The 22,171-nt window shown below is 46.1% G+C and carries 18 protein-coding genes and 1 pseudogene; 14 read left to right on the forward strand and 5 right to left on the reverse strand.

The annotated features are described in order from the left end of the window. Window positions 1–262: 262 nt before the first annotated feature. The 3 genes from gatB to gatC form a co-directional block, all read right to left on the reverse strand. Complete coding sequence (gene gatB / locus C8R34_RS00560) at window positions 263–1,726, reverse strand: Asp-tRNA(Asn)/Glu-tRNA(Gln) amidotransferase subunit GatB (protein WP_258364302.1); 1,464 nt, start codon at window positions 1,724–1,726, stop codon at window positions 263–265. A 23-nt stretch (window positions 1,727–1,749) separates the two neighbouring features. Next, entirely contained in the window at window positions 1,750–3,198 is a 1,449-nt protein-coding gene (gene gatA / locus C8R34_RS00565; RefSeq protein WP_110336801.1) for an Asp-tRNA(Asn)/Glu-tRNA(Gln) amidotransferase subunit GatA, read from the reverse strand. A 122-nt stretch (window positions 3,199–3,320) separates the two neighbouring features. Continuing rightward, the gene (gene gatC, locus C8R34_RS00570; protein WP_110336803.1) at window positions 3,321–3,608 is read right to left on the reverse strand and encodes an Asp-tRNA(Asn)/Glu-tRNA(Gln) amidotransferase subunit GatC; all 288 of its coding nucleotides are present in this window, start codon (window positions 3,606–3,608) and stop codon (window positions 3,321–3,323) included. A 138-nt stretch (window positions 3,609–3,746) separates the two neighbouring features. Between gatC and C8R34_RS00575 the strand changes: the two genes are divergently transcribed. The 9 genes and pseudogenes from C8R34_RS00575 to C8R34_RS17325 form a co-directional block, all read left to right on the forward strand. Continuing rightward, a complete protein-coding gene (locus tag C8R34_RS00575; protein ID WP_110336805.1) occupies window positions 3,747–4,805 on the forward strand; it encodes a rod shape-determining protein in 1,059 nt (352 codons plus the stop codon). Between the two features lie 77 nt (window positions 4,806–4,882). Beyond that, complete coding sequence (mreC, locus tag C8R34_RS00580; RefSeq protein WP_110336807.1) at window positions 4,883–5,773, forward strand: rod shape-determining protein MreC; 891 nt, start codon at window positions 4,883–4,885, stop codon at window positions 5,771–5,773. Continuing rightward, entirely contained in the window at window positions 5,754–6,305 is a 552-nt protein-coding gene (gene mreD, locus C8R34_RS00585; protein ID WP_110336809.1) for a rod shape-determining protein MreD, read from the forward strand. Before mreC ends, mreD begins: the two co-directional genes overlap by 20 nt. Then, complete coding sequence (mrdA, locus tag C8R34_RS00590; protein WP_110336811.1) at window positions 6,302–8,215, forward strand: penicillin-binding protein 2; 1,914 nt, start codon at window positions 6,302–6,304, stop codon at window positions 8,213–8,215. The genes mreD and mrdA overlap by 4 nt, the downstream gene beginning before the upstream one ends. 170 nt (window positions 8,216–8,385) lie before the next feature. Continuing rightward, window positions 8,386–9,486: a rod shape-determining protein RodA gene (gene rodA / locus C8R34_RS00600; RefSeq protein WP_110336815.1), complete on the forward strand. Its 1,101-nt coding sequence runs from the start codon at window positions 8,386–8,388 to the stop codon at window positions 9,484–9,486. Further along, window positions 9,483–10,451, forward strand: coding sequence for a septal ring lytic transglycosylase RlpA family protein (locus tag C8R34_RS00605; protein ID WP_110336817.1), 969 nt, complete (start codon window positions 9,483–9,485; stop codon window positions 10,449–10,451). Before rodA ends, C8R34_RS00605 begins: the two co-directional genes overlap by 4 nt. A gap of 694 nt (window positions 10,452–11,145) precedes the next feature. Further along, window positions 11,146–11,745: an SCP2 domain-containing protein gene (locus tag C8R34_RS00610; protein ID WP_110336819.1), complete on the forward strand. Its 600-nt coding sequence runs from the start codon at window positions 11,146–11,148 to the stop codon at window positions 11,743–11,745. 128 nt (window positions 11,746–11,873) lie between these two features. After that, window positions 11,874–13,388: a ubiquinone biosynthesis regulatory protein kinase UbiB gene (gene ubiB / locus C8R34_RS00615; RefSeq protein WP_110336821.1), complete on the forward strand. Its 1,515-nt coding sequence runs from the start codon at window positions 11,874–11,876 to the stop codon at window positions 13,386–13,388. A gap of 86 nt (window positions 13,389–13,474) precedes the next feature. Further along, window positions 13,475–13,638: pseudogene (locus tag C8R34_RS17325) on the forward strand (spermidine/putrescine ABC transporter ATP-binding protein); the annotation flags it as partial. An 87-nt stretch (window positions 13,639–13,725) separates the two neighbouring features. On the opposite strand, the gene C8R34_RS16350 reads toward C8R34_RS17325, so the two are convergent. Further along, window positions 13,726–13,896 carry a transposase gene (locus C8R34_RS16350; RefSeq protein WP_181415464.1) on the reverse strand — a complete coding sequence of 57 codons (171 nt, stop codon included), beginning with the start codon at window positions 13,894–13,896 and terminating at the stop codon, window positions 13,726–13,728. A 382-nt stretch (window positions 13,897–14,278) separates the two neighbouring features. Between C8R34_RS16350 and C8R34_RS00630 the strand changes: the two genes are divergently transcribed. From C8R34_RS00630 to C8R34_RS00640, 3 genes are all read left to right on the forward strand, one after another. Next, window positions 14,279–16,174, forward strand: a complete 1,896-nt coding sequence (locus tag C8R34_RS00630) for a hypothetical protein (RefSeq protein ID WP_110336823.1) — start codon at window positions 14,279–14,281, stop codon at window positions 16,172–16,174. Window positions 16,175–16,356: 182 nt separating this feature from the next. Continuing rightward, on the forward strand, window positions 16,357–18,066 hold the full coding sequence (ybaL, locus tag C8R34_RS00635) for a YbaL family putative K(+) efflux transporter (RefSeq protein WP_110336825.1): 1,710 nt from the start codon (window positions 16,357–16,359) through the stop codon (window positions 18,064–18,066). A 71-nt stretch (window positions 18,067–18,137) separates the two neighbouring features. Further along, window positions 18,138–18,440, forward strand: coding sequence for a hypothetical protein (locus C8R34_RS00640; RefSeq protein WP_110337132.1), 303 nt, complete (start codon window positions 18,138–18,140; stop codon window positions 18,438–18,440). An 8-nt stretch (window positions 18,441–18,448) separates the two neighbouring features. Here C8R34_RS00640 and C8R34_RS00645 read toward each other — a convergent pair whose 3' ends face one another. Then, window positions 18,449–18,853, reverse strand: coding sequence for a hypothetical protein (locus C8R34_RS00645; protein WP_110336827.1), 405 nt, complete (start codon window positions 18,851–18,853; stop codon window positions 18,449–18,451). A 213-nt stretch (window positions 18,854–19,066) separates the two neighbouring features. Between C8R34_RS00645 and C8R34_RS00650 the strand changes: the two genes are divergently transcribed. Then, window positions 19,067–20,344, forward strand: coding sequence for an NRAMP family divalent metal transporter (locus C8R34_RS00650; RefSeq protein WP_110336829.1), 1,278 nt, complete (start codon window positions 19,067–19,069; stop codon window positions 20,342–20,344). Between the two features lie 21 nt (window positions 20,345–20,365). Then, window positions 20,366–22,162 (forward strand): ABC transporter ATP-binding protein/permease, encoded by a 1,797-nt coding sequence (locus tag C8R34_RS00655; protein WP_110336831.1) that lies wholly within the window; start codon window positions 20,366–20,368, stop codon window positions 22,160–22,162. The last annotated feature ends 9 nt before the right edge of the window (window positions 22,163–22,171 follow it).

Genomic DNA, 22,171 nt, shown 5'->3' on the forward strand with positions numbered 1-22,171 from the left:
GTCGGGCAAGAAATAAGTTGCCTCATGAATTATGCTACAATCGAACCATTGTGAACATTGATAATTTTCGCCCGGAACATTTCCTCGTTAAGTGACAATTACCACTTATCAAGGCATCATTTAGAGAAATCGATAAGAACTGAGACAGCAAGTGAAATATAACTTATCCATTAATTTCACTTATTGATTAAGCGCAAGAATCGATGTTGTAAATACTACTGTGTCAATCCGCCAAGCAAGCAGCAGTTCGTTAGACATAGACTTATTCAGCCAGTTTTTTCTTCAGCATGGCATTCACCTGTGCCGGATTCGCTTTGCCCTGGGTAGCTTTCATGATCTGGCCGATCAGTGAATTGAAGGCTTTTTCCTTACCATTGCGATAGTCAGCGACTTGCTGTGCATTGGCAGCCAATACCTGATCGACTAACTGCTCGATGGCGTTATCGTCGGAAATTTGCTTCAATCCCTTGGCTGCAATGATAGCGTCGACATTTTTATCCAATTCGCCGCTCCACATGCTCTCAAATACCGTCTTGGCGGCTTTGCCGGAAATAGTGCCGTCACTGATGCGCATCAGCAATACAGCAAGTTGCTCAGGGCTGATCGGGCAAGCGGCGATTTCAATGCCTTCCTTGTTCAATTGCCCGCTGATCTCGCCCATAATCCAATTGGCGCACAATTTGGCTTGCGCGGGTAATTGCGTAACCGTTGCTTCAAAATAATCGGCCGTTTCACGTGAACTTGTCAGTGCGGAAGCATCGTAGGCGGATAGTGCAAACTTGGACACATAACGATCACGGCGCACTTGTGGTAATTCCGGCATGGTTTGCTTGATCTGGTCAATCCAGTGTTGCGGGATTTCCAGCGGCAGCAAATCCGGATCGGGGAAATAGCGGTAATCATTGGCATCTTCCTTGGTGCGCATGGTACGTGTTTCGTCTTTGTTAGCATCATACAAACGGGTTTCCTGCCGAATTGTGCCACCGTCTTCAAGAATTTCGATCTGCCTTCTTGCCTCAAAATCAATGGCTTTTTCAAGAAAACGAAATGAATTCAGGTTCTTGATTTCACAACGTGTACCGAGTTTTTCCGTGTCGCGTGGACGCACCGATACATTAGCATCGCAGCGAAACGAGCCTTCCTGCATGTTGCCGTCGCAAATACCGATCCAGCGCACCAGTGCATGCAGTGTTTTCGCATACGCGACTGCTTCTGCGCTACTGCGCATGTCCGGCTCGGAGACGATTTCCAATAACGGTGTGCCGGCTCGATTCAGATCAATACCGCTCATGCCATGAAAATCCTCGTGCAACGACTTGCCAGCATCTTCTTCCAGATGAGCGCGCGTCAGACGAATGTTCTTTTCGACACCATTCACCTGAATCTGGATGCTGCCACCCTGTACCACCGGTAATTCGTATTGACTGATTTGGTAACCTTTGGGCAAATCGGGGTAGAAGTAATTTTTGCGGGCAAAAATGGACGGCGAGTTGATTTTTGCGCCCACAGACAAACCCAGTTTAACCGCTCGTTCAACCGCTCCCTTATTGAGCACCGGCAGAACCCCCGGCAGCGCCAGATCGATCACACATGCTTGGGTATTCGGCGGCGCACCATAAGCGGTGGAAGCACCTGAGAATATTTTAGATCGCGTTGAAAGCTGAGAATGTACTTCAAGACCGATGACAATTTCCCACTGCATGATGTGTTTCCCGACTAAATGGATAGTTTCATGAATAAACGATTCGATTAAACAGGCGATTGCAGATGCCAGTCGGTTATCTGCTGATATTGGTGCGCGGCGTTCAACATCTGCGCCTCCATAAAATAATTGCCAATGATATGCAAACCGACCGGCCGATTCTTATCACCAAAACCAACCGGGATCGACATCGCCGGCAATCCAGTCAGATTGGCTGCGCTGGTATAGATATCCGACAAATACATCTGAATCGGATCGCCGCTTTTCTCGCCCAGATTAAAAGCAACCGTGGGCGTCGTGGGACCCATGATGATATTGCACTGCTGGTAAGCTTCGGTAAAATCCTGCGCAATCAGACGACGCAGTTTTTGTGCTTTAATATAATACGCATCGTAATAGCCATGCGACAAAACATACGTACCGATCAGAATGCGCCGTTTCACTTCCGCACCGAACCCTTGCGCGCGCGTCTTACGATACATATCACCAAGATCGCTGTATGATGGGGCACGATGGCCATAGCGCACGCCATCAAAGCGGGATAGATTACTCGATGCTTCAGCAGGCGCCAAAACATAATAAACAGGAATCGATAGTGCTGCATTCGGCAGCGAAATCTCAACCATTTCCGCACCCAGCTTGCGATATTCATCCAGTGCTTTCTCTATTGCGCTTTCGACATCCTTGCTCATGCCTTCTGCGAAATATTCTTTAGGCAAACCGATGCGCAAACCCGCCAAGGGTTTTTGCAGATCGCGCGCATAGTCTTCGACATCTCGTTGCAGACTGGTTGAATCGCGCGGATCAAACCCGACCATAATATTCAGCAACAGCGCCAGATCTTCTGCCGATTTGGCCATGGGGCCACCCTGATCCAAGCTGGAGGCAAAAGCAATCATGCCATAACGAGATACCAATCCATACGTCGGTTTAATCCCCGAGATACCACATAACGCAGCCGGCTGGCGAATGGAGCCGCCGGTATCCGTGCCGGTCGCCGCAGGTGCCAGTCTTGCCGCCACCGCGCAAGCCGCGCCGCCGGAACTACCGCCCGGCACTGCTGCAACATCCCACGGGTTTTTCACCAATCCATAAAATGATGTTTCATTACTTGATCCCATGGCGAATTCATCCATATTGGTCTTACCAATATTGACAGTACCCGCTTGGTTGAAACGTTCAATAACACCGGCATCATACGGTGAAATAAAGTTCGACAGCATTTTTGAGCCACAGGTGGTCAACCAACCTTTGGCGCAAAAAATATCTTTCTGGGCAATGGGAATACCAGTCAATGGACCTGCCTGTCCGGAAGCGAGCATCTTGTCCGCAGCCTGCGCTTGCGCAAGGCTTATGTCTTCATTGAGCGTAATAAACGCGTTGTACTCCGGATTAAGTTTTTTAATACGATTGAGGAATTCTGTTGTCAGCTCAGTGCTGGAAATCTTTTTTTCGGCAAGTTGACTGGAGAGCTGTTTAAGGCTGGCATTAAACATGGTATTTACTGATAAAGGAAATATAAAATGCTACGTACGACAATGATTGATTTAAATTGTTAAGTGGTTTTTTTATTACTATTCTTCTGACCCATTGCTTTGAGCGATACAAGTTTCTTAATCTATTCAATAACCTGAGGAACTAAATAGAGGCCTGCTTCCACTTGTGGCGCTATCGACTGGCATAATTCGCGTTGATCGGTCTCGGTGACCTCGTCTTCACGTAAACGCTGCACTACACTTTGGGCATGAGACATCGGCTCTACAGTCGACGTATCCACCGCTTGCATGGTTTCAATCAGGTTAAAAATACCGGATAACTGGATCAAAGTTTCTTTTGCTTCGCCTTCATCAATCTCAATATATGCAAGATCAGCAATACGTTTTACGTCATTCACTGTGAGAGTCATGTCAATTGGCAACCTTATATTTAGATAAGTATTAGGGTATCATGCCCGGTTTAACCGGCGCATTATTTTTTGATGGTTTTATTTTTTTATTCATTCTCTCGTCATAGATCATAAATATTAATAACGGATTTTGCCACTATGTTTAATTTTTTGAACAACAACATTCTTGGAAACTATTTCTCGACAGATATGGCAATCGATCTGGGCACGGCCAATACGCTGATTTATGTCCATGGCCAAGGCATTGTATTGGATGAACCTTCTGTCGTCGCAATCCGCGAAGAAAGCGGTGCCAACGGCAAAAAAATGATTCAGCAAGTCGGCCTCGCAGCCAAGCAGATGCTGGGTCGTACTCCCGGCAACATCACCGCTATCCGCCCCATGAAAGATGGGGTTATTGCGGATTTCACCGTCACTGAGCAAATGCTCAAGATGTTCATCAGAAAAGTAAATCCTCCCCGCTTATTTTCAGCCAATCCACGTATTGTCATCTGTGTACCTTACGGCTCCACACAAGTAGAGCGCCGTGCCATTCGTGAAGCTGCTTATGGTGCTGGCGCCCGCAAGGTTGAATTAATCGAAGAACCCATGGCTGCAGCGCTAGGCGCCGATCTTCCAGTTGAATCACCGACCGGCTCGATGGTCGTAGACATTGGCGGAGGCACCACGGAAGTCGGTGTGATCTCGTTGGGTGGGATTGTTTATTCTAATTCCGTACGCGTAGGCGGAGACAAATTCGACGAAGCGATCATTAACTATATCCGCCGTAACTATGGCATGTTGATTGGTGAACCCACCGCAGAAATCATAAAAAAAGAAATCGGTTCAGCCTTTCCAGGTTCTGAAGTACGGGAAATTGAAGTGAAAGGCCGTAATCTCGCCGAAGGAATTCCGCGCAGCTTCACCATCTCCAGCAATGAGATTCTGGAAGCATTAACAGAACCGCTCAATAGTATCGTCAGTGCCGTAAAATCTGCACTCGAACATACCCCACCGGAATTGGGCGCGGATATCGCTGACAAAGGTATGGTGATGACAGGTGGCGGTGCATTATTGCGCGACATTGATCGTTTATTGATGGAAGAAACCGGCTTATCGGTGATTGTTGCAGATGATCCCCTGACCTGTGTGGTTCGCGGTGCCGGTATCGCTCTGGAAAACATGGATCGTACGATTGGCATTTTTGCCCGTGATTAATCAAACTTGGCGATAAACTTTTTTCACTGATACATTGCATTAAAAATAACACCAGATCCTTATAAATACTGGACGTAATGAAAACAGCTCCTCAGTTTTTCAGACATGGGCCAGGTCCGCTTGCACGACTGTTTGTATTTGTATTGCTATCCTGTTTACTCATCGCTGAAGATTTGCGTTTCAAATATTTTCCTGAGCTACGCCAAACGATTGGCGTAGTCATTTTTCCATTGCAAAAAGTCGCTTATATTCCCATCCATATCTATGATCAAATCGAAGGGCTCGTTGCCAGCTTCTATCTCGTGGAGGAGAATATAAAATTAAAGCAGCAGTATATGGAAGATCGAGAACAACTCTTAAAATTGCATGCATTACAAGCCGAGAATGCGCAATTACGTCAATTACTTGGCGCGGTTCAACGCATTGAAACCAATACCGAAACCAAGGCTGTTCTAGCCGAAATTTTGTATACTCCACGCGATCCATTCAATCACAAAATCACGTTGAATAAAGGTGGCTACCACAATATCCAGCTAGGTCAAGCAGTCATTGACGATAAAGGTATCGTTGGGCAAATTACGCAGCTATATCCTTGGTCATCAGAAGTGACGCTGCTCACCGACAAGAATCATTCGGTTCCTGTACAAGTTTTGCGTAATAATTTACGCTCGGTCGTCTCAGGTACAGGTAAAAATGATGAACTGGAACTGCGTTACTTATCGGTCAATATCGATATCCAACCAGGCGATCTGTTGGTAACATCCGGAATCGGCGGCGTCTATCCGCCGGGGATTCCTGTCGCAACGGTACTTAGAATTGAACGTGATCCTGCCGATGATTTTGCTCAAGTCATCAGTACACCGATAGCTGGCGTAGATAGAAACCGGCAAGTCTTAATTCTATCGCTAGCGCAGTCAGTTCTGGATGATCTTATCGAGACACCTAAAATTGAACCACAAAAAAAATAAGAATAATCGGCTGGGGTTGGATGATTACTTCGGACAGGATGTATATATACCTCCCAGCAATGGATATATTGCCATCAGTTTGGCGATAGCCCTCATGTTCAACTTTTTACCGCTACATCAAGATATATTGATTTTTAGTCCCGATTTCGTAGCGCTCACAATCGTCTACTGGAGCATCAATTACCCGCATAAAATGGGCATGAGCATCGCTTTTATCATGGGACTAATGATGGATGTCGGCAATACCGGCATATTGGGGCAACACGCCTTAGCGTATTGTATTGTTGTGTACCTGACATTAGTGTTCGGGCGGCGATTACGCATATTCAATGTCATGCAACAAGCACCCCAGATCAGTTTAATATTATTTACGATGCAAATAGTCACCGTTTTAGTTGCAGTATCCGGCGGTTCCGATTTGCCGACTTGGTACTATTTCTCTGCTACTGTAACAGGCACTTTATTATGGGTACCTGTTTCATTGCTATTAAGTACGCCGCTGAAGCAGAAATCAGACCCTAATGCATTATGAAACATAAAGTAGAGCTGCGAAATCATTCGATTGAACTGCACAAATTCCGCTTGCGTCTTACGGTGAGCGCAGGTTTTGTAATGATATTTTTTATAATACTCTATGCGCGCTTTTATTATTTACAGATTACCCAGCAAGAACACTATCACACCTTAGCAGAAGCAAATCGCATCTCTATTCTACCGTTGGTTCCCAACCGTGGCTTGATTTATGACCGCAACGGTAAAGCCTTGGCACAAAATTATTCCGCATATGCGCTGGAAATCGTACCCAGTAAAGTTCCGGATATCGATGCCACGCTGGATGAGCTGGGTGCGATTATTGAAATCACACCCAATGATCGCCAGCGCTTTAAGAAACTCATGAAGGAAAGCAAGCGATTTAAAAGCTTACCGATCCGCAATCGCCTTACGGATGTAGAAATTGCAAGTTTTGCAACCAATCGGTATCGATTCCCGGGTATTGAAATCAAGGCGCGTGTATTTCGTCAATACCCGGAAAAAGAAATGGTATCGCATGTAGTCGGCTACATCAGTCGTATCAATGACCAGGATCTTGAGCAACTTGAACTGAATGGCGAACTGAATAACTATCGTGGCTCTCATCATATTGGAAAAATTGGCATTGAACAAAGTTACGAAAAACAGTTGCACGGCATCACGGGTTTTGAAGAAGTAGAAACGGATGCGGCAGGACGTTCGATTCGCGTTCTATCACGCACACCGCCGGTTTCAGGCAACAACTTAATTCTTTCGTTGGATCTTGGCTTGCAGGAAGCAGCGGAAAAGGCTTTCGGTGATCGTCGTGGTGCATTAGTTGCATTGGATCCCAATAACGGCGAAGTACTTGCGTTTGTCAGCAAACCCGGCTACGACAACAATCTTTTTATCGGCGGTATTGACCAAGAAAACTGGAATCTGCTCAACAACTCAATTGACAGACCGCTGAATAACCGAGCATTACGCGGGGTTTATCCACCCGGATCGACATTCAAGCCTTTTATGGCGTTAGCGGCGCTGGAATTGGGAAAACGCACGGCTGAATATAGTATGAGCGACCCTGGATATTTTTCACTACCGGGTGTAGACCGCCGCTATCGTGACTGGAAACCGGGTGGTCATGGCAGAGTTAATTTACACAAATCATTGGTAGTCTCGTGCGATACTTATTACTACAGTCTTGCCAACGATCTGGGAATAGACAATATACACAGCTTTATCGGTCAATTTGGGTTAGGAAGAAAAACCGGCATTGATATCGAAGGTGAAGTTTCCGGGCTTTTGCCCTCGTCAGCCTGGAAAATGAAGCAATATAAACAAAAATGGTATGCAGGCGACACGATCTCTGTCGCAATCGGCCAAGGTTATAATCTCGCGACCCCCTTACAACTCGCTTTTGCCACCATGGTTATCGCTAATAATGGCAAGGCATATCTGCCACGCCTGATCAAACAAATACAAAACAGTCAAACCGGAGATATCGAAGATGTTCCTGCAAAACTGCTCTATAGCGTTAACTTAAAACCTCAGAATTTTGAAATCGTTAAAAACGCATTGGTGGATGTCACACGCCCTGGCGGCACTGCCGCTAAAGCCGGTATCAATACCGCCTACACCTTTGCCGGCAAAACGGGCACCTCACAAGTGATCGGCATCAAACAAGGAGAACGCTACAATGAAAAATCCATCAATGAACGTCACCGCGATCACGCCATGTTTATTGCTTATGCACCTGCAGAGAATCCTAAGATTGCTTTAGCGGTATTGGTTGAAAATACCGGAACAGGCGGCTCAACAGCAGCGCCGATTGCAAGGCAAGTATTTGATTATTTTTTATTGGGTCAATTTCCTGAAGCAACGATCGCACAATTTACCGAATCTGTTGAAGACCATGCGCACGAGCATCTCTAACAGGCTTTTGAAAAACGTATTCGAGGCAGCCGATGCAAGGCAAAAACGGGCGAAAAAGCGCAATTTATACTTAATAAATGAGCATTTTGAGTCTGTTTTTAACGCCACAGCGGCAACGCAGATAGTTTTTCAATGGCCTGCAGCAGGCTGTTTAAATATTCTACCAGCCCATGATTGAACTCAGAAAAATTTGGTACTACTTCACGCGCTACATCGACGGCTTTCTATTGGTTGGCATTCTCACATTGATGTCGGTGGGACTGATCATTCTTTATAGCGCCACGGGTGCAAATATCAGCAAAGTCAGTCACCAAGTAATCAACATATCGGTAGCTTTGGTAGTGATGTGGTTGGTTGCCAATATCCCATTACAACAAATCAGGCGCCTTGCACTACCAATGTATGTAACAGGGCTTGCCTTACTCATTGGTGTTACATTATTCGGTGAAATCAACAATGGCGCCAGGCGCTGGCTCGATGTCGGGATCACTAAAATCCAACCATCCGAATTGATGAAAATTGCCATTCCGCTGATGATGGCCTGGTATTTCGACAAGCATGAAATTACGCTACGCTTGCGAGATTATGTTGGCGCCACCATACTACTTATGTTGCCGGTCTTTTTGATCCTAAAGCAGCCTGACCTGGGTACGGCAATACTGATTGCGGCCAGTGGATTTTATGTGCTGTTCTTGGCCGGCTTGCCATGGCGCATCATTGTCGGATTGGGAGTAGCGGCGGCGAGCAGTTTTCCGTTTGTGTGGGCAACCATGCATGATTATCAGCGTCAGCGCATTATGACCTTGCTGGATCCCTCCCAAGATCCATTAGGCGCCGGTTACCACACCATCCAATCCTCCATCGCGATAGGCTCCGGTGGTATTATTGGTAAAGGATGGCAAAACGGTACGCAAACGCAATTGGATTTTTTACCGGAACAAAGTACCGATTTTATCTTTGCAGTCTTCTCCGAAGAATTCGGATTAGTCGGCAACACACTGTTATTACTGCTATATCTTGTGATAATCGGACGCTGCATGATCATTACTGCCAATGCATCCACGCAGTTTACGCGCCTTATTGCAGGCTCAATTACACTGACTTTCTTTACTTATATTTTCGTTAACATGGGAATGGTTAGTGGTATCCTTCCGGTCGTAGGTGTTCCACTGCCACTCATCAGTTATGGTGGCACATCCATGGTGACAATGTTGCTCGGTTTTGGTATTTTGATGAGTATTCAAACACATCCTAAACTCATAAAGACATGACAAACGTTTATTTAACATTTCCGCAAACCTATAAATATTTTTTGTCTGTAATCGCATCACCGGTTTCCGGATTAACATTAGCACTGATCTTCACATTGCTGACAGCTTGTAGCAGCACACCGCAATATAATGACAAGCTAAAACACAAACGCTCCTCTGCTGCTGCAACAATTGACTCTGGTTTCGGTTCCGTTGCCAGGAAAGGCGGAGGTTATTATCTGGATGATGGTCCAGGTGATAACCCGCCACCGGATTTGCACTTGATTCCGGATGCAGTGCCCAAAGTTGAACCGCTACGCCAGGCTAATATGCAACCTTATGTTGCATTGGGTAAATATTTTAAGCCGATGACTGAGCTTCGTCCTTATAGAGAACGTGGCGTCGCTTCGTGGTATGGCCGCCGCTATCATGGTAACAATACTGCGTCGGGGGAAATCTATGATATGTATGCGATGACGGCTGCACACCCTACCTTACCGTTACCCAGTTACGTCCGAGTCACCAATCTGGGAAACGGCAAATCGATTATTGTGCGTCTAAATGACCGTGGTCCATTTTTATCTGATCGCTTAATCGATCTTTCCTATACAGCGGCTTATAAATTAGGAATACTGGCAGGCGGCAGTAGCCAAGTTGAAGTCGAAAGTATAATGCTCAATAGTGATTCGACCAGGCTGGCGATCTCTAAACCACCAGCCTCAGCACCGCCTATTGCCGATAGCAATATAGCAATGGCTATGGTTTATCTGCAATTGGGAGCATTTGGCTCACCGGATAACGCACACAATTTTCTCACACACATACGCAAGAAAATTCCATCGCTCAACAAAACCATCAACATCACAAAGAATAATGGCTTGTATAAAATTCATGCAGGCCCCTACCCAGATCAAATGCTTGCAAAACAAGCTGCCAGCACCATTACTCAGCAACTTGCCATTACACCTGTATTAGTCATCGATTAACAGGCTGTTGCAAAACATTTTCGAGGCAGCCGAACCAGGCAAAAACAGGCGGCAAGGCGCAGTTTATGCGTAACCAATGAGTATTTCTAGCCTGTTCTTAACACCGTAGCGGCGACACAGATAGTTTTCCGGTGGCTTGTTAAACAATCAAAAAAAATCCCTATTGCAAGCAATAGGGATTAAAGGGCCTCGTCATAAAATCATTCATCACAATCAAAAGACTCAATGTAAAACATCTTCCTCAGTAAAGCATCACTCCTTTTTGCATTGCGCCTTCGACAGCAGAGAGAAGATTGCGATAATCTGACTTCACTATAATACCTACTGAGTACTTTTGAAGATGAAAACAGAGAGGGAATATATCCCTATATCACGATTAGGACTGTGACTTTTCGCACACTAATGTCAAAACTGTTAGCTCGCTGCTATTAATGCAATCACCATATCTGAATATTATGAATTGCATTCAAAGACTCCAAACAGATTATCTTATGACCTATCATGGCTATCTGCGAGAAGATACAGGGAGTCATATAATTTATAGTGCTATACTCACAAAGGCCTTTATCGTAAGCGAGGGAATGCTGGCTTTATGCTGATATTTTGCAAACGTATCATTAATATCAAATCCAATAAAATGGTTACCATTATTTTCTCTCTTCATTATTAGAATCTTCAGCCCCTAAATATAATCATGCTAACATCTATTGCGATAGCGCCTATTAACCATGTTTTACGTAGCGAAGGATGGCCGTGCGGACGACTACAATCTTTTATTGGTCAAACGGCTTGTATTCAGATACCTCCTTTCGTTAATTTCAAAATACTTATCGATGCAAAAGGTGAAACGCAGCAAATTGACAATAGTTTTTGTGCAGATACGACACTCACCTTGTCTCCATTCATTCTGCCCAAAATACTTGCCAGGGAAACCGCTGCATTTGAGCTGATAAAAATTAGCGGCAATCAATCTTTTGCTGAAGAATTAATCAATATTGGTAAGCAAATTAATCTCAACATGATTATTGAGCATGATCTGAGTAAAATCGTTGGAGACATCCCTGCACATCGCATCGCAAATACAGGCGAACATCTCATGCAATGGCAAACAAAAAATTTTGGCCGTATTTCTCAAGCACTGGCTGAATACTGGACAGAAGAAAATATTGTTTTAACAAAGCGCGCTACGAGTAATCAATTTATTCAAGAAGTAACAAATCTACAACACACTATTGAGAAACTAGAACAACGATTAGATAGATTAACGCAGCAAAATACCTTAACCGGAAAGTAATAAAACACAACACATTTATTTCTTCAAACGGCAACACAGATGAATTTTGATTATGAATAAAAATAAACTCGTAATATGTTAGTTGCTTCTGTTAAATTCCAATGCTAGTCAACAAATCGATATAATCCATGCGCCTATTCCGCCTTCTAAAAATACTATCTGTTGCTTTCCGGTTTGGATTAGACGAATTTGTTTTGAGTCATAGTCGATTGAAATTCTTGCGGGCTTTTGTAAGAACAATGACTTTCTGGCGGAAACTCGATAATCCACGCGGCGAAAGATTACGGCTGGCGCTGGAAACGTTAGGCCCGATTTTTGTTAAATTCGGCCAAATGCTATCCACCCGGCGCGATCTGTTACCACAAGATATCGCTGATGAATTAGCCAAGCTGCAGGATCAGGTACCGCCTTTTTCTTACAAATTTGTATTATCCACGTTAGAAAAAGAATATGGCCAAAAAATCAATAAAGTATTCTTTAAGTTTGATGAAACACCAATAGCCAGCGCATCGGTCGCACAAGTTCATCTCGCCGTATTGCATGATGGCACCGAAGTAGCCGTAAAAATATTACGCCCTAATCTCGCCCCCACTATCGCGCACGATGTCGCCCTGATGGATACGGGTGCTTGGCTGGCTGAAGCAATCTGGGCAGACGGCAAGCGCCTGAAATTACGCCAAGTCGTCTCAGAATTTGCCCGGCATTTGGATGATGAGCTTGACCTGATGCGTGAAGCGGCTAACTGTAGCCAACTGCGCCGCAATTTTCTTGACTCTCCTCTATTACTGGTGCCCGAAGTCTATTGGGATTACTGCCGCAGCAGCATAATGGTGATGGAGCGCGTCAAAGGTATACCGATCAGCCATGTCGATCAGTTAAGAGAACAAGGCATTGATATTCCGCAACTGGCACGTGTCGGGGTGGAAATATTTTTTACGCAAGTATTCCGAGATGGTTATTTTCATGCCGACATGCATCCGGGAAATATTTTTGTTGGTGCAAATGGCCAGTATATTGCGGTTGATTTCGGCATTATGGGAACGCTCAGCGATGAAGATAAAAATTATCTTGCACAAAACTTTTTGGCTTTCTTCCGCCGCGATTACGGGCGAGTTGCACAAGCACACGTTGAAGCTGGTTGGGCGCCTAAAGATACCCGCATAGATGATTTTGAGTCGGCCATACGGGCTGTCTGCGAGCCCATCTTTGACAAGCCGCTGAAAGAAATTTCATTTGGACGTGTGCTATTTCAATTATTTCAAGCGTCACGGCAATTTAATGTCGAAATCCAGCCACAATTGGTTCTACTACAAAAAACATTACTCAATATTGAAGGTCTCGGCCGCGATCTGGATCCTGATCTGGATCTGTGGAAAACCGCCAAACCCTTCTTGGAACGTTGGATGGCTGAACAGATCGGCTTGCGCGGATTTGCCAGCCGGATAGAAAAAGAAATACCTAACTGGGCGATTATTCTGCCAGAATTTCCCCGCTTGATACATCAGGCTCTTGCTGAAAATCGTAATCTCGAGCTGGAAAAAAAGATGACTGATCTGGTCATTGAAGAAAAACATCAGAATCGCTTGTTGGCGCTCATTGCGATTTTACTGGCTGGATTGCTGGCTTGGCAGATATTCCACTAATTTCAAATAACATCTATTGAATAAATATATTCGATGCGTCAGTAGATTTTGATAAATTTGATACTTTCTTCTCTACAAGAAAAGTAATGGTACTCCTCGAAATCCGGAACATTACCAAACGCTTTGGAAGTTTCACCGCGGTCGATAACACCAGCATCGCATCAACACAGGCGAGTTCTTCACTCTCCTAGATCCATCCAGTTGCGGTAAAACCACGCTGTTGCGCATGATTGCCGGTTTTGACGCACCCTGATAGCGAACTCCAGCAATCATAGCTACGGCAACCGCAGAATCGGAAAAGCGCTCAATGCGTTGGTCTCAGCGTCAATCTCAGAAATCACATCACGTGTAAATTCGAATTCGCCAAGTCTTCCATCGATTCATCGCTTAAACCGCCGTTCCACATTCCTACCAACAACATCTTGAACAGCAGCAGCCTCGAATACACCGAGCGGCCTGCTGCACTCGATACCGGTGCATAATGCTCCGCGATTGCTTTCTCTACCATGTTCCAGTCGATCAACTGATCAATCTGCTTCAGGAAGTTCCCTTTACGGGTCGGCGGGTTACATCATATTCCGAGAAATTCATATCAATCATTTCAATGATATTGTTTTAAAACACAATTTATCACTCGATTCAGTACTCTAGTATCGACCGTGCAAGGGTCTCGTAATCAATGAGCATTTTGAGCTTGTTTTCAACTTCATAGCGGCAACGCAGATGGTTTTTTAACAGCTTGTTAAAATTCCGATTAATTCATCCATCACTCTCTTGACAGCCAATAGCCGGATGCAGTCTACTATCAACCAGCTACTTTAGTTTATCTTCCCATCCTGCTGTAGCTTGTACTTATCTCCAGTCGTTCACCATGAAGGAGAATCACTGTTGTGTTTTCAGCGCTTAAAAACTTCAGTCTCGTAAGAACACTTGGCTATCTTGCATTTTCTGCCAGTTGGCTGGGTTTTGCTTATTATTTTGGGCGGCTGATTCCCGATCAGCAACTATGGTTTGCGTTGTTGGTAACATTTCTGTTTGGATTACCCATTTATTTTGCTGCGATCTATGCGGTAACCATACAAAGAATCTACCTTTCCAGTCAGTTCAAAAAATTGGGCATTCTACATTGGCTGTTTACACGTCGGATTCTGGCCTATATCTGGTGGCTGTTATGGTCGGTTATTTTTGCATTTCTGCTGTTATTTTATCTCGGTGCGGCTGAAAAACAGGAATGGGTTACCTTCTTCGCGGCCATTCCAGTATTTTCCGTCATTTATGCTGTTTGTTTCCCCATCGCAGCGCGCGAATACAAACCTTACATTGCTGTGCATAAATCTTTAACCTGGTCGCGCTGGATCACCGCGCTGGCAATGGCCGTGTTTTTTGTTGTATTCGTCAACAATACGGATATAAACCGTCAATATACCTCATTGACAGAAGCCGTCGCGACCGAAAGTCAAAAATTGACTGGCGCTTCCAACAGCATTCTCATTCTTGAAACCAACCGTTTATTGGGTTTTATTGAAGGATTGAAGCGTTACGCGTTAGGCAGTTTGCATTCATTCAATGACACGCTATATCTGGGCGCTCTTTTTTTAGGCAGTTTGCTGTTTTTTTATAATGTAGCGCTTGGAATTTCCAGTTTCATGGTATCGCTATCCGAATACCGTCGCGTATTTGGCCCCATCCAGGATAGCGATCAGCCACCTGCGGTTTCTCCATGGGCTTGGGCAATTACGTCGGCATTCACTACTTTTTTTGTCTTGTTCATTTATGTACCTTCGACAGTGTACGTAGATGCTTGGTTACGTTCTAATCCAGAAGCTATCGGAGAAATTCACACCTCACAACAAGCTGTGGTCGAAACGGTGGAAATGATCGGTGATAATTACTACAAACCCGGCACAACAGAACAAATTGAGCAGGCGTATCTCGATAGCCTCGGCAAGCTGGAAACATCGCTAGAAGAATTACGTGAAGCCACCGATACCGGGTTTAGGCAAATGTCCGAAAATGTTGATGACTACCTGGATTGGTACTACAGTTTACCGGGTGAATACGAACGGATTGTGGCATTAGCCACGGGCGTGCTAGAAAATTGGATGGCAGAAAAACTACAAAATTACTTGATGAAAGGCAATGTATTCGGTCCCGTGCAGCAATCCATTGAAAATGTGCTACAAAATAATCAACAATTACGTGCTCAGCATGTGCAAAAAGTCGAACAGATATTGACCGAAAATCGTGTCCAGCCCGCCGATAACTCACAGCTGGAAATCGTCAGGCATGCATCATTGAATGCACTCAAAGAGCCGCCTGCACACAGTGTCATCGTCAATCTGGAAAACCGTATGTTGATTTCGGGCGGGATTGGTACCGCCGGTGCCATCACCGGTGCCATCGCTGGCAAGATCACAGCCAAAGTGGCGGGTAAAGGCATTATCAAGCTCGGTGCGCAAGCCCTGATTAAAGTAACCGCGGGCAAAGCAGTGAGTGCCTTGGGCGGAGCAGCGGCAGGCGCCGCTACCGGTATGGCACTGGGTTCATTCATTCCCGGTATCGGCACAGCCATCGGCGCAGCAATTGGTGGTATTATTGGCGGCATCACCATCGGATTGACTGTTGAAAAGCTTCTGCTGATGCTCGAGGAAGCATTTTCACGCGAAGAATTTAAGCACCAGATCCTTGAAGCGATCAAAGAAGAACGTATCGAATTTGAGAAACTCTTAAATAACCCGATTGTCTCTGATACAACACCTGGAAACGTCGAGCTTGAAGCACACTAACGAATCGTTGAAAAACGTTTCCTAGGCAGCCACGACATCAGGAAAAAACAGGCGAAAAGCGCAGTTTATGGGTAATCAATGAGCAGTTTTACCCTGTTTTTAACACCGTAGCAGCAGTGCAGATCGTTTCTCAACACCTGCAAAGCATAAACAACCAGCAAATAATACACATTGGAATCCACATGGAACATAACGTTGCCCTGATTACAACGATTGCAGCCGGTTTTGGTCTGGCTTTGATTTTTGGGTTCATCGCAGAACGGCTTAAGACACCTGCGTTAGTAGGCTATCTGCTCGCCGGCATTGCAATCAGTCCATCAACGCCAGGATTTGTCGCGGATATCGGCATTGCCTCTCAGTTATCGGAAATCGGTGTCATGTTGCTGATGTTCGGGGTTGGACTGCATTTTTCGCTGGATGACCTGCTTGCTGTCAAGCGTATCGCGCTACCTGGTGCAATCGTTCAGATGGCGGTCGCAACTGCACTCGGCATGACGCTGGCAATGTGGTGGGGATGGAGTGCGGGCGCCGGCTTGGTGCTGGGGTTGTCATTATCCTGTGCCAGCACGGTAGTGCTACTGAAGGCGCTGGAATCACGCGGATTTCTGGAAACCATGAACGGCCGTATCGCTGTCGGCTGGTTGATCGTTGAAGACCTGGTGACGGTGCTGATTCTGGTATTGTTGCCTTCGTTTGCCACCATGCTGGGAGGATCCAGCGGCGCTGAAAATGCAACGGATCCCTTATGGTACACAATTGGCATCACTTTGCTGTTGGTTTCAGCTTTCATTGCCTTGATGCTCATTGTTGGCCGGCGTGTATTGCCTTGGTTACTATGGCAGGTCGCCCGCACCGGCTCGCGCGAAATGTTTACGCTGGCTGTCGTTGCTGCTGCTATCTGCATTGCTTATGGCGCTGCGGCGCTGTTTAACGTGTCTTTCGCACTGGGCGCCTTCTTTGCCGGTATGGTCATGCGCGAATCCAAATTCAGCCAGCGCGCCGCCGAAGAATCCCTGCCACTGCGTGACGCCTTTGCGGTATTGTTTTTCGTCTCAGTCGGCATGCTGTTCGATCCAGCCGTACTAGTTGAAGAACCCATGCGGGTTTTAGGCGTCGTGGCAATCATTGTGGTGGGAAAATCCGTAGCAGCCATGTTGCTGGTTTTGATGCTGGGCTATCCACTTAATACCGTCTTGATCGTAGCAGCCAGCCTGGGGCAAATTGGTGAATTCTCATTCATTCTGGCAGGATTGGGGCTATCGCTCGGATTGATGCCTGCGGAAGGCATGAGCTTGGTACTTGCCGGCGCGTTAATCTCTATCGCCTTCAATCCCATTGCTTTCGCTGCGATCGTGCCATTCCGGAACTGGATGCTAAAACACTCGGCATTAGCGCGTAAATATGAAAATCGCGACGATCCATACGCAGAACTACCCATGAGTACCGAACGCAAATTTCTGCAAGGTCAGGTTGTGCTTGTGGGTTATGGCCATGTCGGCCAACGTATTGCCAATGCACTAAACGAACAGAACATTCCCTATATCATTGCGGAACAAAACCGTGAACTGGTGCAGGATTTGCGCAAACAAGGCATCAATGCCGTGTCCGGTGATGCCACAGATCCTTCCGTGCTGATACAAGCGCACATCACGGATGCGGGCATGCTGGTGATTGCCACGCCCGATCCGTTGAATGTGCGCCAAATGATTGATACCGCACGCACGCTGAACCCGGATATTGAAATTGTGCTACGCACCCGCAGTGAGGATGAATCGAAATTACTGCGCAACGACAATATGGGTACGGTATTCTTTGGCGAGGAGGAGCTCGCCAAGAACATGACGCATCATATTTTGAACCGTTTCAACACAAAATCTGAAGCACCGCATTGAAAAATGCTTACCTGACCCAAGAGACGCAAGCAACTTATGCAACCGATGCAAACCTTTACGAGATTAACGCAATGACAGAACAATTTTATGTGGGTATCGATCAGGATAACAACGAAGGACTTACCCATTTAGGTCGTATCGTGCGGGATGCCTGGGTATTTGGCATTTTGCCGGAAACAGAAACCTGCACCGGCTGGAGCGGCGCGCAAATGCAAACGCTATACGAAAAAGTCCATGCCGCCTGGGAGCCCTATGCGCACTTGCCAAGCCGCTTACCGGATGATTTACGCGAGCGGCATACGCGGCTATATACGCTGGCTATTGAGAATGCCAAGAAAAAAGGCTGGGATACCGAACTTAAGGACGATGATTAGCAGGCCTGTTATCTTTTTGCCGGAAAATTGATAATCCTCGCCGGTCCCTCCAGTCTTTCCTTGTTGATCAACGCTTGCAATGCCGCCGGAAATTCACTTTGCAAACGCGCCATGATCACTGACATATTGTCACGGTAATAAGCTGCTTGATAAGCGACCGGCTGATCCAAAGCGTCACGCACATGCGGCTTAAAATTTTGCCATGCAATATCTATCCAGCATTTACGTTCTCCATCAATAAACACAAACTCTTCACTGTCAATAATCGCCATGTATTGCATGCTGCGGATAGGAACAAATAAATGTTTGGTAGGGCACCGCGATAACAGCGTGATAGCCAAATTATAAGTGCTTGCCGGCAAGTAACGCGCTTCTCGGTTGATTTCAAGATCTCGATGACAGGTAATTTCCATGATTGATTCAGCAATGTACTTTAAAATTCTAGTGTAATGGTTATTGATGCGCTTGCAACAAAATATACTGCCCGTACTTGTGTTACCTTACCGCCATTGCGCAATGAACTCAAGGCAGTAAAAAAATAAATATTGCGGCCACGCTGAGCAGGCTACTGATAAACATTTGATACATTGAGCACACTTTGATTCCATTCATAAGAAATAAAAACAATGTCACTCAACAAATTTTTTAGTCACTTTCTGTCACGCTTGGGCCCTGGGTTATTGTATGCAGGCGCCGCCGTTGGCGTATCTCACTTGGTGCAGTCTACGCAAGCAGGTGGAATGTTTGGATTTGATCTGATCATTGCCGTCATCATTATCCATTTGATTAAATATCCTTTCTTTGAATTCGGGCCGCGCTATACCGCAGCGACAGGACAAAACATACTGCATGGCTACCTAAAACTCGGAAAATGGGCGATATGGTTGTATCTACTCATGACGATATCCACCATGTTTATCGTTCAGGCTGCGATTACTGTAGTTACTACCGGTTTGATCACCAATATCTTTGGACTTGAAGGACTTGGCGGACACGATCCGCAGATGGTTGCCTTTATCATCAGCAGCGCATTACTACTATTTTCCTGCACACTACTGGTCAGTGGTCACTATGTGCTGTTGGATAAGTTGATGAAAATCATCATTTTGGTACTCACTGTCACTTCGGTTACCGCAGTAATCATGCTGTTATTCGATAATCCAGGTCACCATCAAACGGCCACCGTGTTTTTCTCTTTCTCTGATACCGTGCATCTAGTATTTCTGGCAACATTTCTGGGCTGGATGCCTGCGCCACTGGATCTTTCCGTATGGCATTCCATCTGGTCACAAAGCAAAAACGAGAGCGACGGCAAAATCACCAGCATGCAAGCGGCATTGTTCGATTTCAGGGTGGGATACATCGGCACTGCGTTTCTAGCGATATGCTTCCTGCTATTAGGCGCGCTCGTGATGTACGGCAGCGGCGAAACGTTTGCTGCCGGCGGTGCGGCATTTGCAGGTCAACTGATGAACATGTATGAGCAAGCGCTGGGAGAATGGGCTTATCCGATTGTTGCCATTGCCGCACTGACCACCATGTTCAGCACTACGTTAACCGTACTGGATGGATTTCCGCGTACGATCAGCATCTCGCTTGAATTGTTGTTTCCACACCGCATCAAGCATCGCGACCAAGAAAAAACTTATTTAATCTGGTTATTCATTATCATTACTGGCGCTTTATTCATCATATTCTTTTATCTGACATCGATGCGAGACATGGTAAAAATCGCCACCGTAGTAGCATTCGTAGCCGCGCCCATTCTCGCGATACTCAACATGCAGGCAATGTTCAGCAACAGTATGCCCGAACAGCACCGTCCCGGGAAATTCATGTGGATCTGGTGCTGGCTGGGAGTAGCCGCCTTATCCGCATGCTCCATCATTTATTTATTACTGTAATTGAGTTATCAGCAAATTCCGATGCGCCCTACTCGCCTTGAGAAACCTGCGGCCACACGCAGCAACCTGAAAACGATCGCCGCCCTGCTGCCCTATTTATGGGAATTCAAAGTCAGGGTTATTTTGGCGCTCAGCCTGCTGGTATTGGCCAAGCTTGCCAATGTTTCGGTGCCGTTGGTGCTGAAGGAAATTGTCGATGCTTTGGATCAACCGCACGCCGTGCTGGTATTACCAGTGTTTTTATTAATCAGTTATGGCGTCTTGCGGCTGTGCAGTACGTTATTTGGAGAATTGCGCGACGCGATTTTCGCCAAAGTGACGCAACGTGCAATCCGCCGGGTTGCAAACAAAGTATTCGTACACCTACACTCACTGTCATTACGTTTTCATCTGGAACGTCAGACCGGCGGCGTTTCACGCGATATCGAGCGTGGTACGCGCGGCATCTCCTTCCTGCTGAATTTTATGTTGTTCAACATCCTGCCCACGCTATTGGAAATTGGTTTGGTGTTGGCGATATTGATCAGCAAGTACGACATCTGGTTCGCCACTATCATTTTCCTGACTTTGCTGGCCTATATTGCACTGACGTTGATCGTTACCGAGTGGCGCATGATTTTTCGCCGCACCATGAACAACATGGACTCAAAAGCCAACACGCAAGCAATCGACAGTCTGCTGAATTACGAAACAGTGAAATACTTTGGCAATGAAGCCTGGGAAGCGCGGCGTTACGATGAGCATTTACAATCCTGGGAAAAAGCCGCCGTGCGTAATCAAACGTCATTGGCCACGCTGAACGCCGGACAAAGCGCCATTATTGCCGTGGGTGTCACGTTGCTGATGTTATTGGCTGCCGATAAAGTCGTCGAGGGCAGCATGACCTTGGGTGATCTGGTGCTGATCAACGCCTTTATGCTACAACTTTACATGCCATTGCATTTCCTCGGTTTTGTTTATCGCGAAATCAAGCACTCATTGGCGGACATGGAACGTATGTTCACGTTATTGGACGAAAACAAGGAAATTCAGGACAAGCCGGATGCCCAGAGCCTTGCTGCCCAAAATGCAACCGTTCGTTTCAGTCACGTCAATTTTAGCTATGAATCCAATCGCCAGATCCTGTTTGATGTCAGCTTCGATATTCCCGCCGGACAAAATATTGCGGTGGTAGGCCACAGCGGTTCGGGGAAATCCACGCTGGCACGTTTGCTGTTCCGTTTTTATGACGTACAGTCAGGCTGTATCCTGGTCAATGATCAGGATATTCGCGACGTTACGCAACAAAGCTTGCGCAAAGCCATGGGCATCGTGCCGCAAGACACGGTGCTATTTAACGACAGCATCTATTACAACATCGCTTATGGGCAACCGGATGCACCTCAGGAAGAAGTTTTTGCAGCCGCGCAATCCGCGCATATCCATGACTTTATCGAAAGCCTGCCGGAAAAATATGCAACCATCGTCGGTGAACGCGGTTTGAAGTTATCCGGCGGTGAAAAACAACGTGTGGCTATTGCCCGCACGATTCTGAAAAATCCCGACATTCTGATTTTTGATGAAGCGACATCGGCGCTGGATTCCGAATCTGAGAAACGCATTCAAGCGGAATTGAAACGCATCGCCAGAAACCGCACCACACTGACCATCGCCCACCGGCTTTCCACCATCGCCGATGCCGATCAAATTCTGGTCATGGATCATGGCCGCATCATTGAACGGGGAACTCACCAGCAATTACTAGCAGCCAAGAGTACGTATGCGCGTATGTGGGAATTACAGCAACAAGAAGAAACAGATGAGCGCCGCCAAGTTTAACTGTACTGA

The sequence above is a fragment of the Nitrosomonas sp. Nm84 genome, assembly GCF_003201565.1.
In the GTDB taxonomy this organism is placed as follows: domain Bacteria; phylum Pseudomonadota; class Gammaproteobacteria; order Burkholderiales; family Nitrosomonadaceae; genus Nitrosomonas.

Coding starts and splice junctions, on each gene's coding strand:
- C8R34_RS00575 (WP_110336805.1), top strand. CDS start 3,747: ATGTTTAATTTTTTGAACAACAACATTCTTGGAAACTATTTCTCGACA.
- gatC (WP_110336803.1), bottom strand. CDS start 3,608: ATGACTCTCACAGTGAATGACGTAAAACGTATTGCTGATCTTGCATAT.
- C8R34_RS00610 (WP_110336819.1), top strand. CDS start 11,146: ATGCTAACATCTATTGCGATAGCGCCTATTAACCATGTTTTACGTAGC.
- ubiB (WP_110336821.1), top strand. CDS start 11,874: ATGCGCCTATTCCGCCTTCTAAAAATACTATCTGTTGCTTTCCGGTTT.
- C8R34_RS00640 (WP_110337132.1), top strand. CDS start 18,138: ATGACAGAACAATTTTATGTGGGTATCGATCAGGATAACAACGAAGGA.
- C8R34_RS00605 (WP_110336817.1), top strand. CDS start 9,483: ATGACAAACGTTTATTTAACATTTCCGCAAACCTATAAATATTTTTTG.
- C8R34_RS00645 (WP_110336827.1), bottom strand. CDS start 18,853: ATGGAAATTACCTGTCATCGAGATCTTGAAATCAACCGAGAAGCGCGT.
- C8R34_RS16350 (WP_181415464.1), bottom strand. CDS start 13,896: ATGGTAGAGAAAGCAATCGCGGAGCATTATGCACCGGTATCGAGTGCA.
- gatA (WP_110336801.1), bottom strand. CDS start 3,198: ATGTTTAATGCCAGCCTTAAACAGCTCTCCAGTCAACTTGCCGAAAAA.
- C8R34_RS00655 (WP_110336831.1), top strand. CDS start 20,366: ATGCGCCCTACTCGCCTTGAGAAACCTGCGGCCACACGCAGCAACCTG.
- ybaL (WP_110336825.1), top strand. CDS start 16,357: ATGGAACATAACGTTGCCCTGATTACAACGATTGCAGCCGGTTTTGGT.
- C8R34_RS00650 (WP_110336829.1), top strand. CDS start 19,067: ATGTCACTCAACAAATTTTTTAGTCACTTTCTGTCACGCTTGGGCCCT.
- mrdA (WP_110336811.1), top strand. CDS start 6,302: ATGAAACATAAAGTAGAGCTGCGAAATCATTCGATTGAACTGCACAAA.
- mreC (WP_110336807.1), top strand. CDS start 4,883: ATGAAAACAGCTCCTCAGTTTTTCAGACATGGGCCAGGTCCGCTTGCA.
- rodA (WP_110336815.1), top strand. CDS start 8,386: ATGATTGAACTCAGAAAAATTTGGTACTACTTCACGCGCTACATCGAC.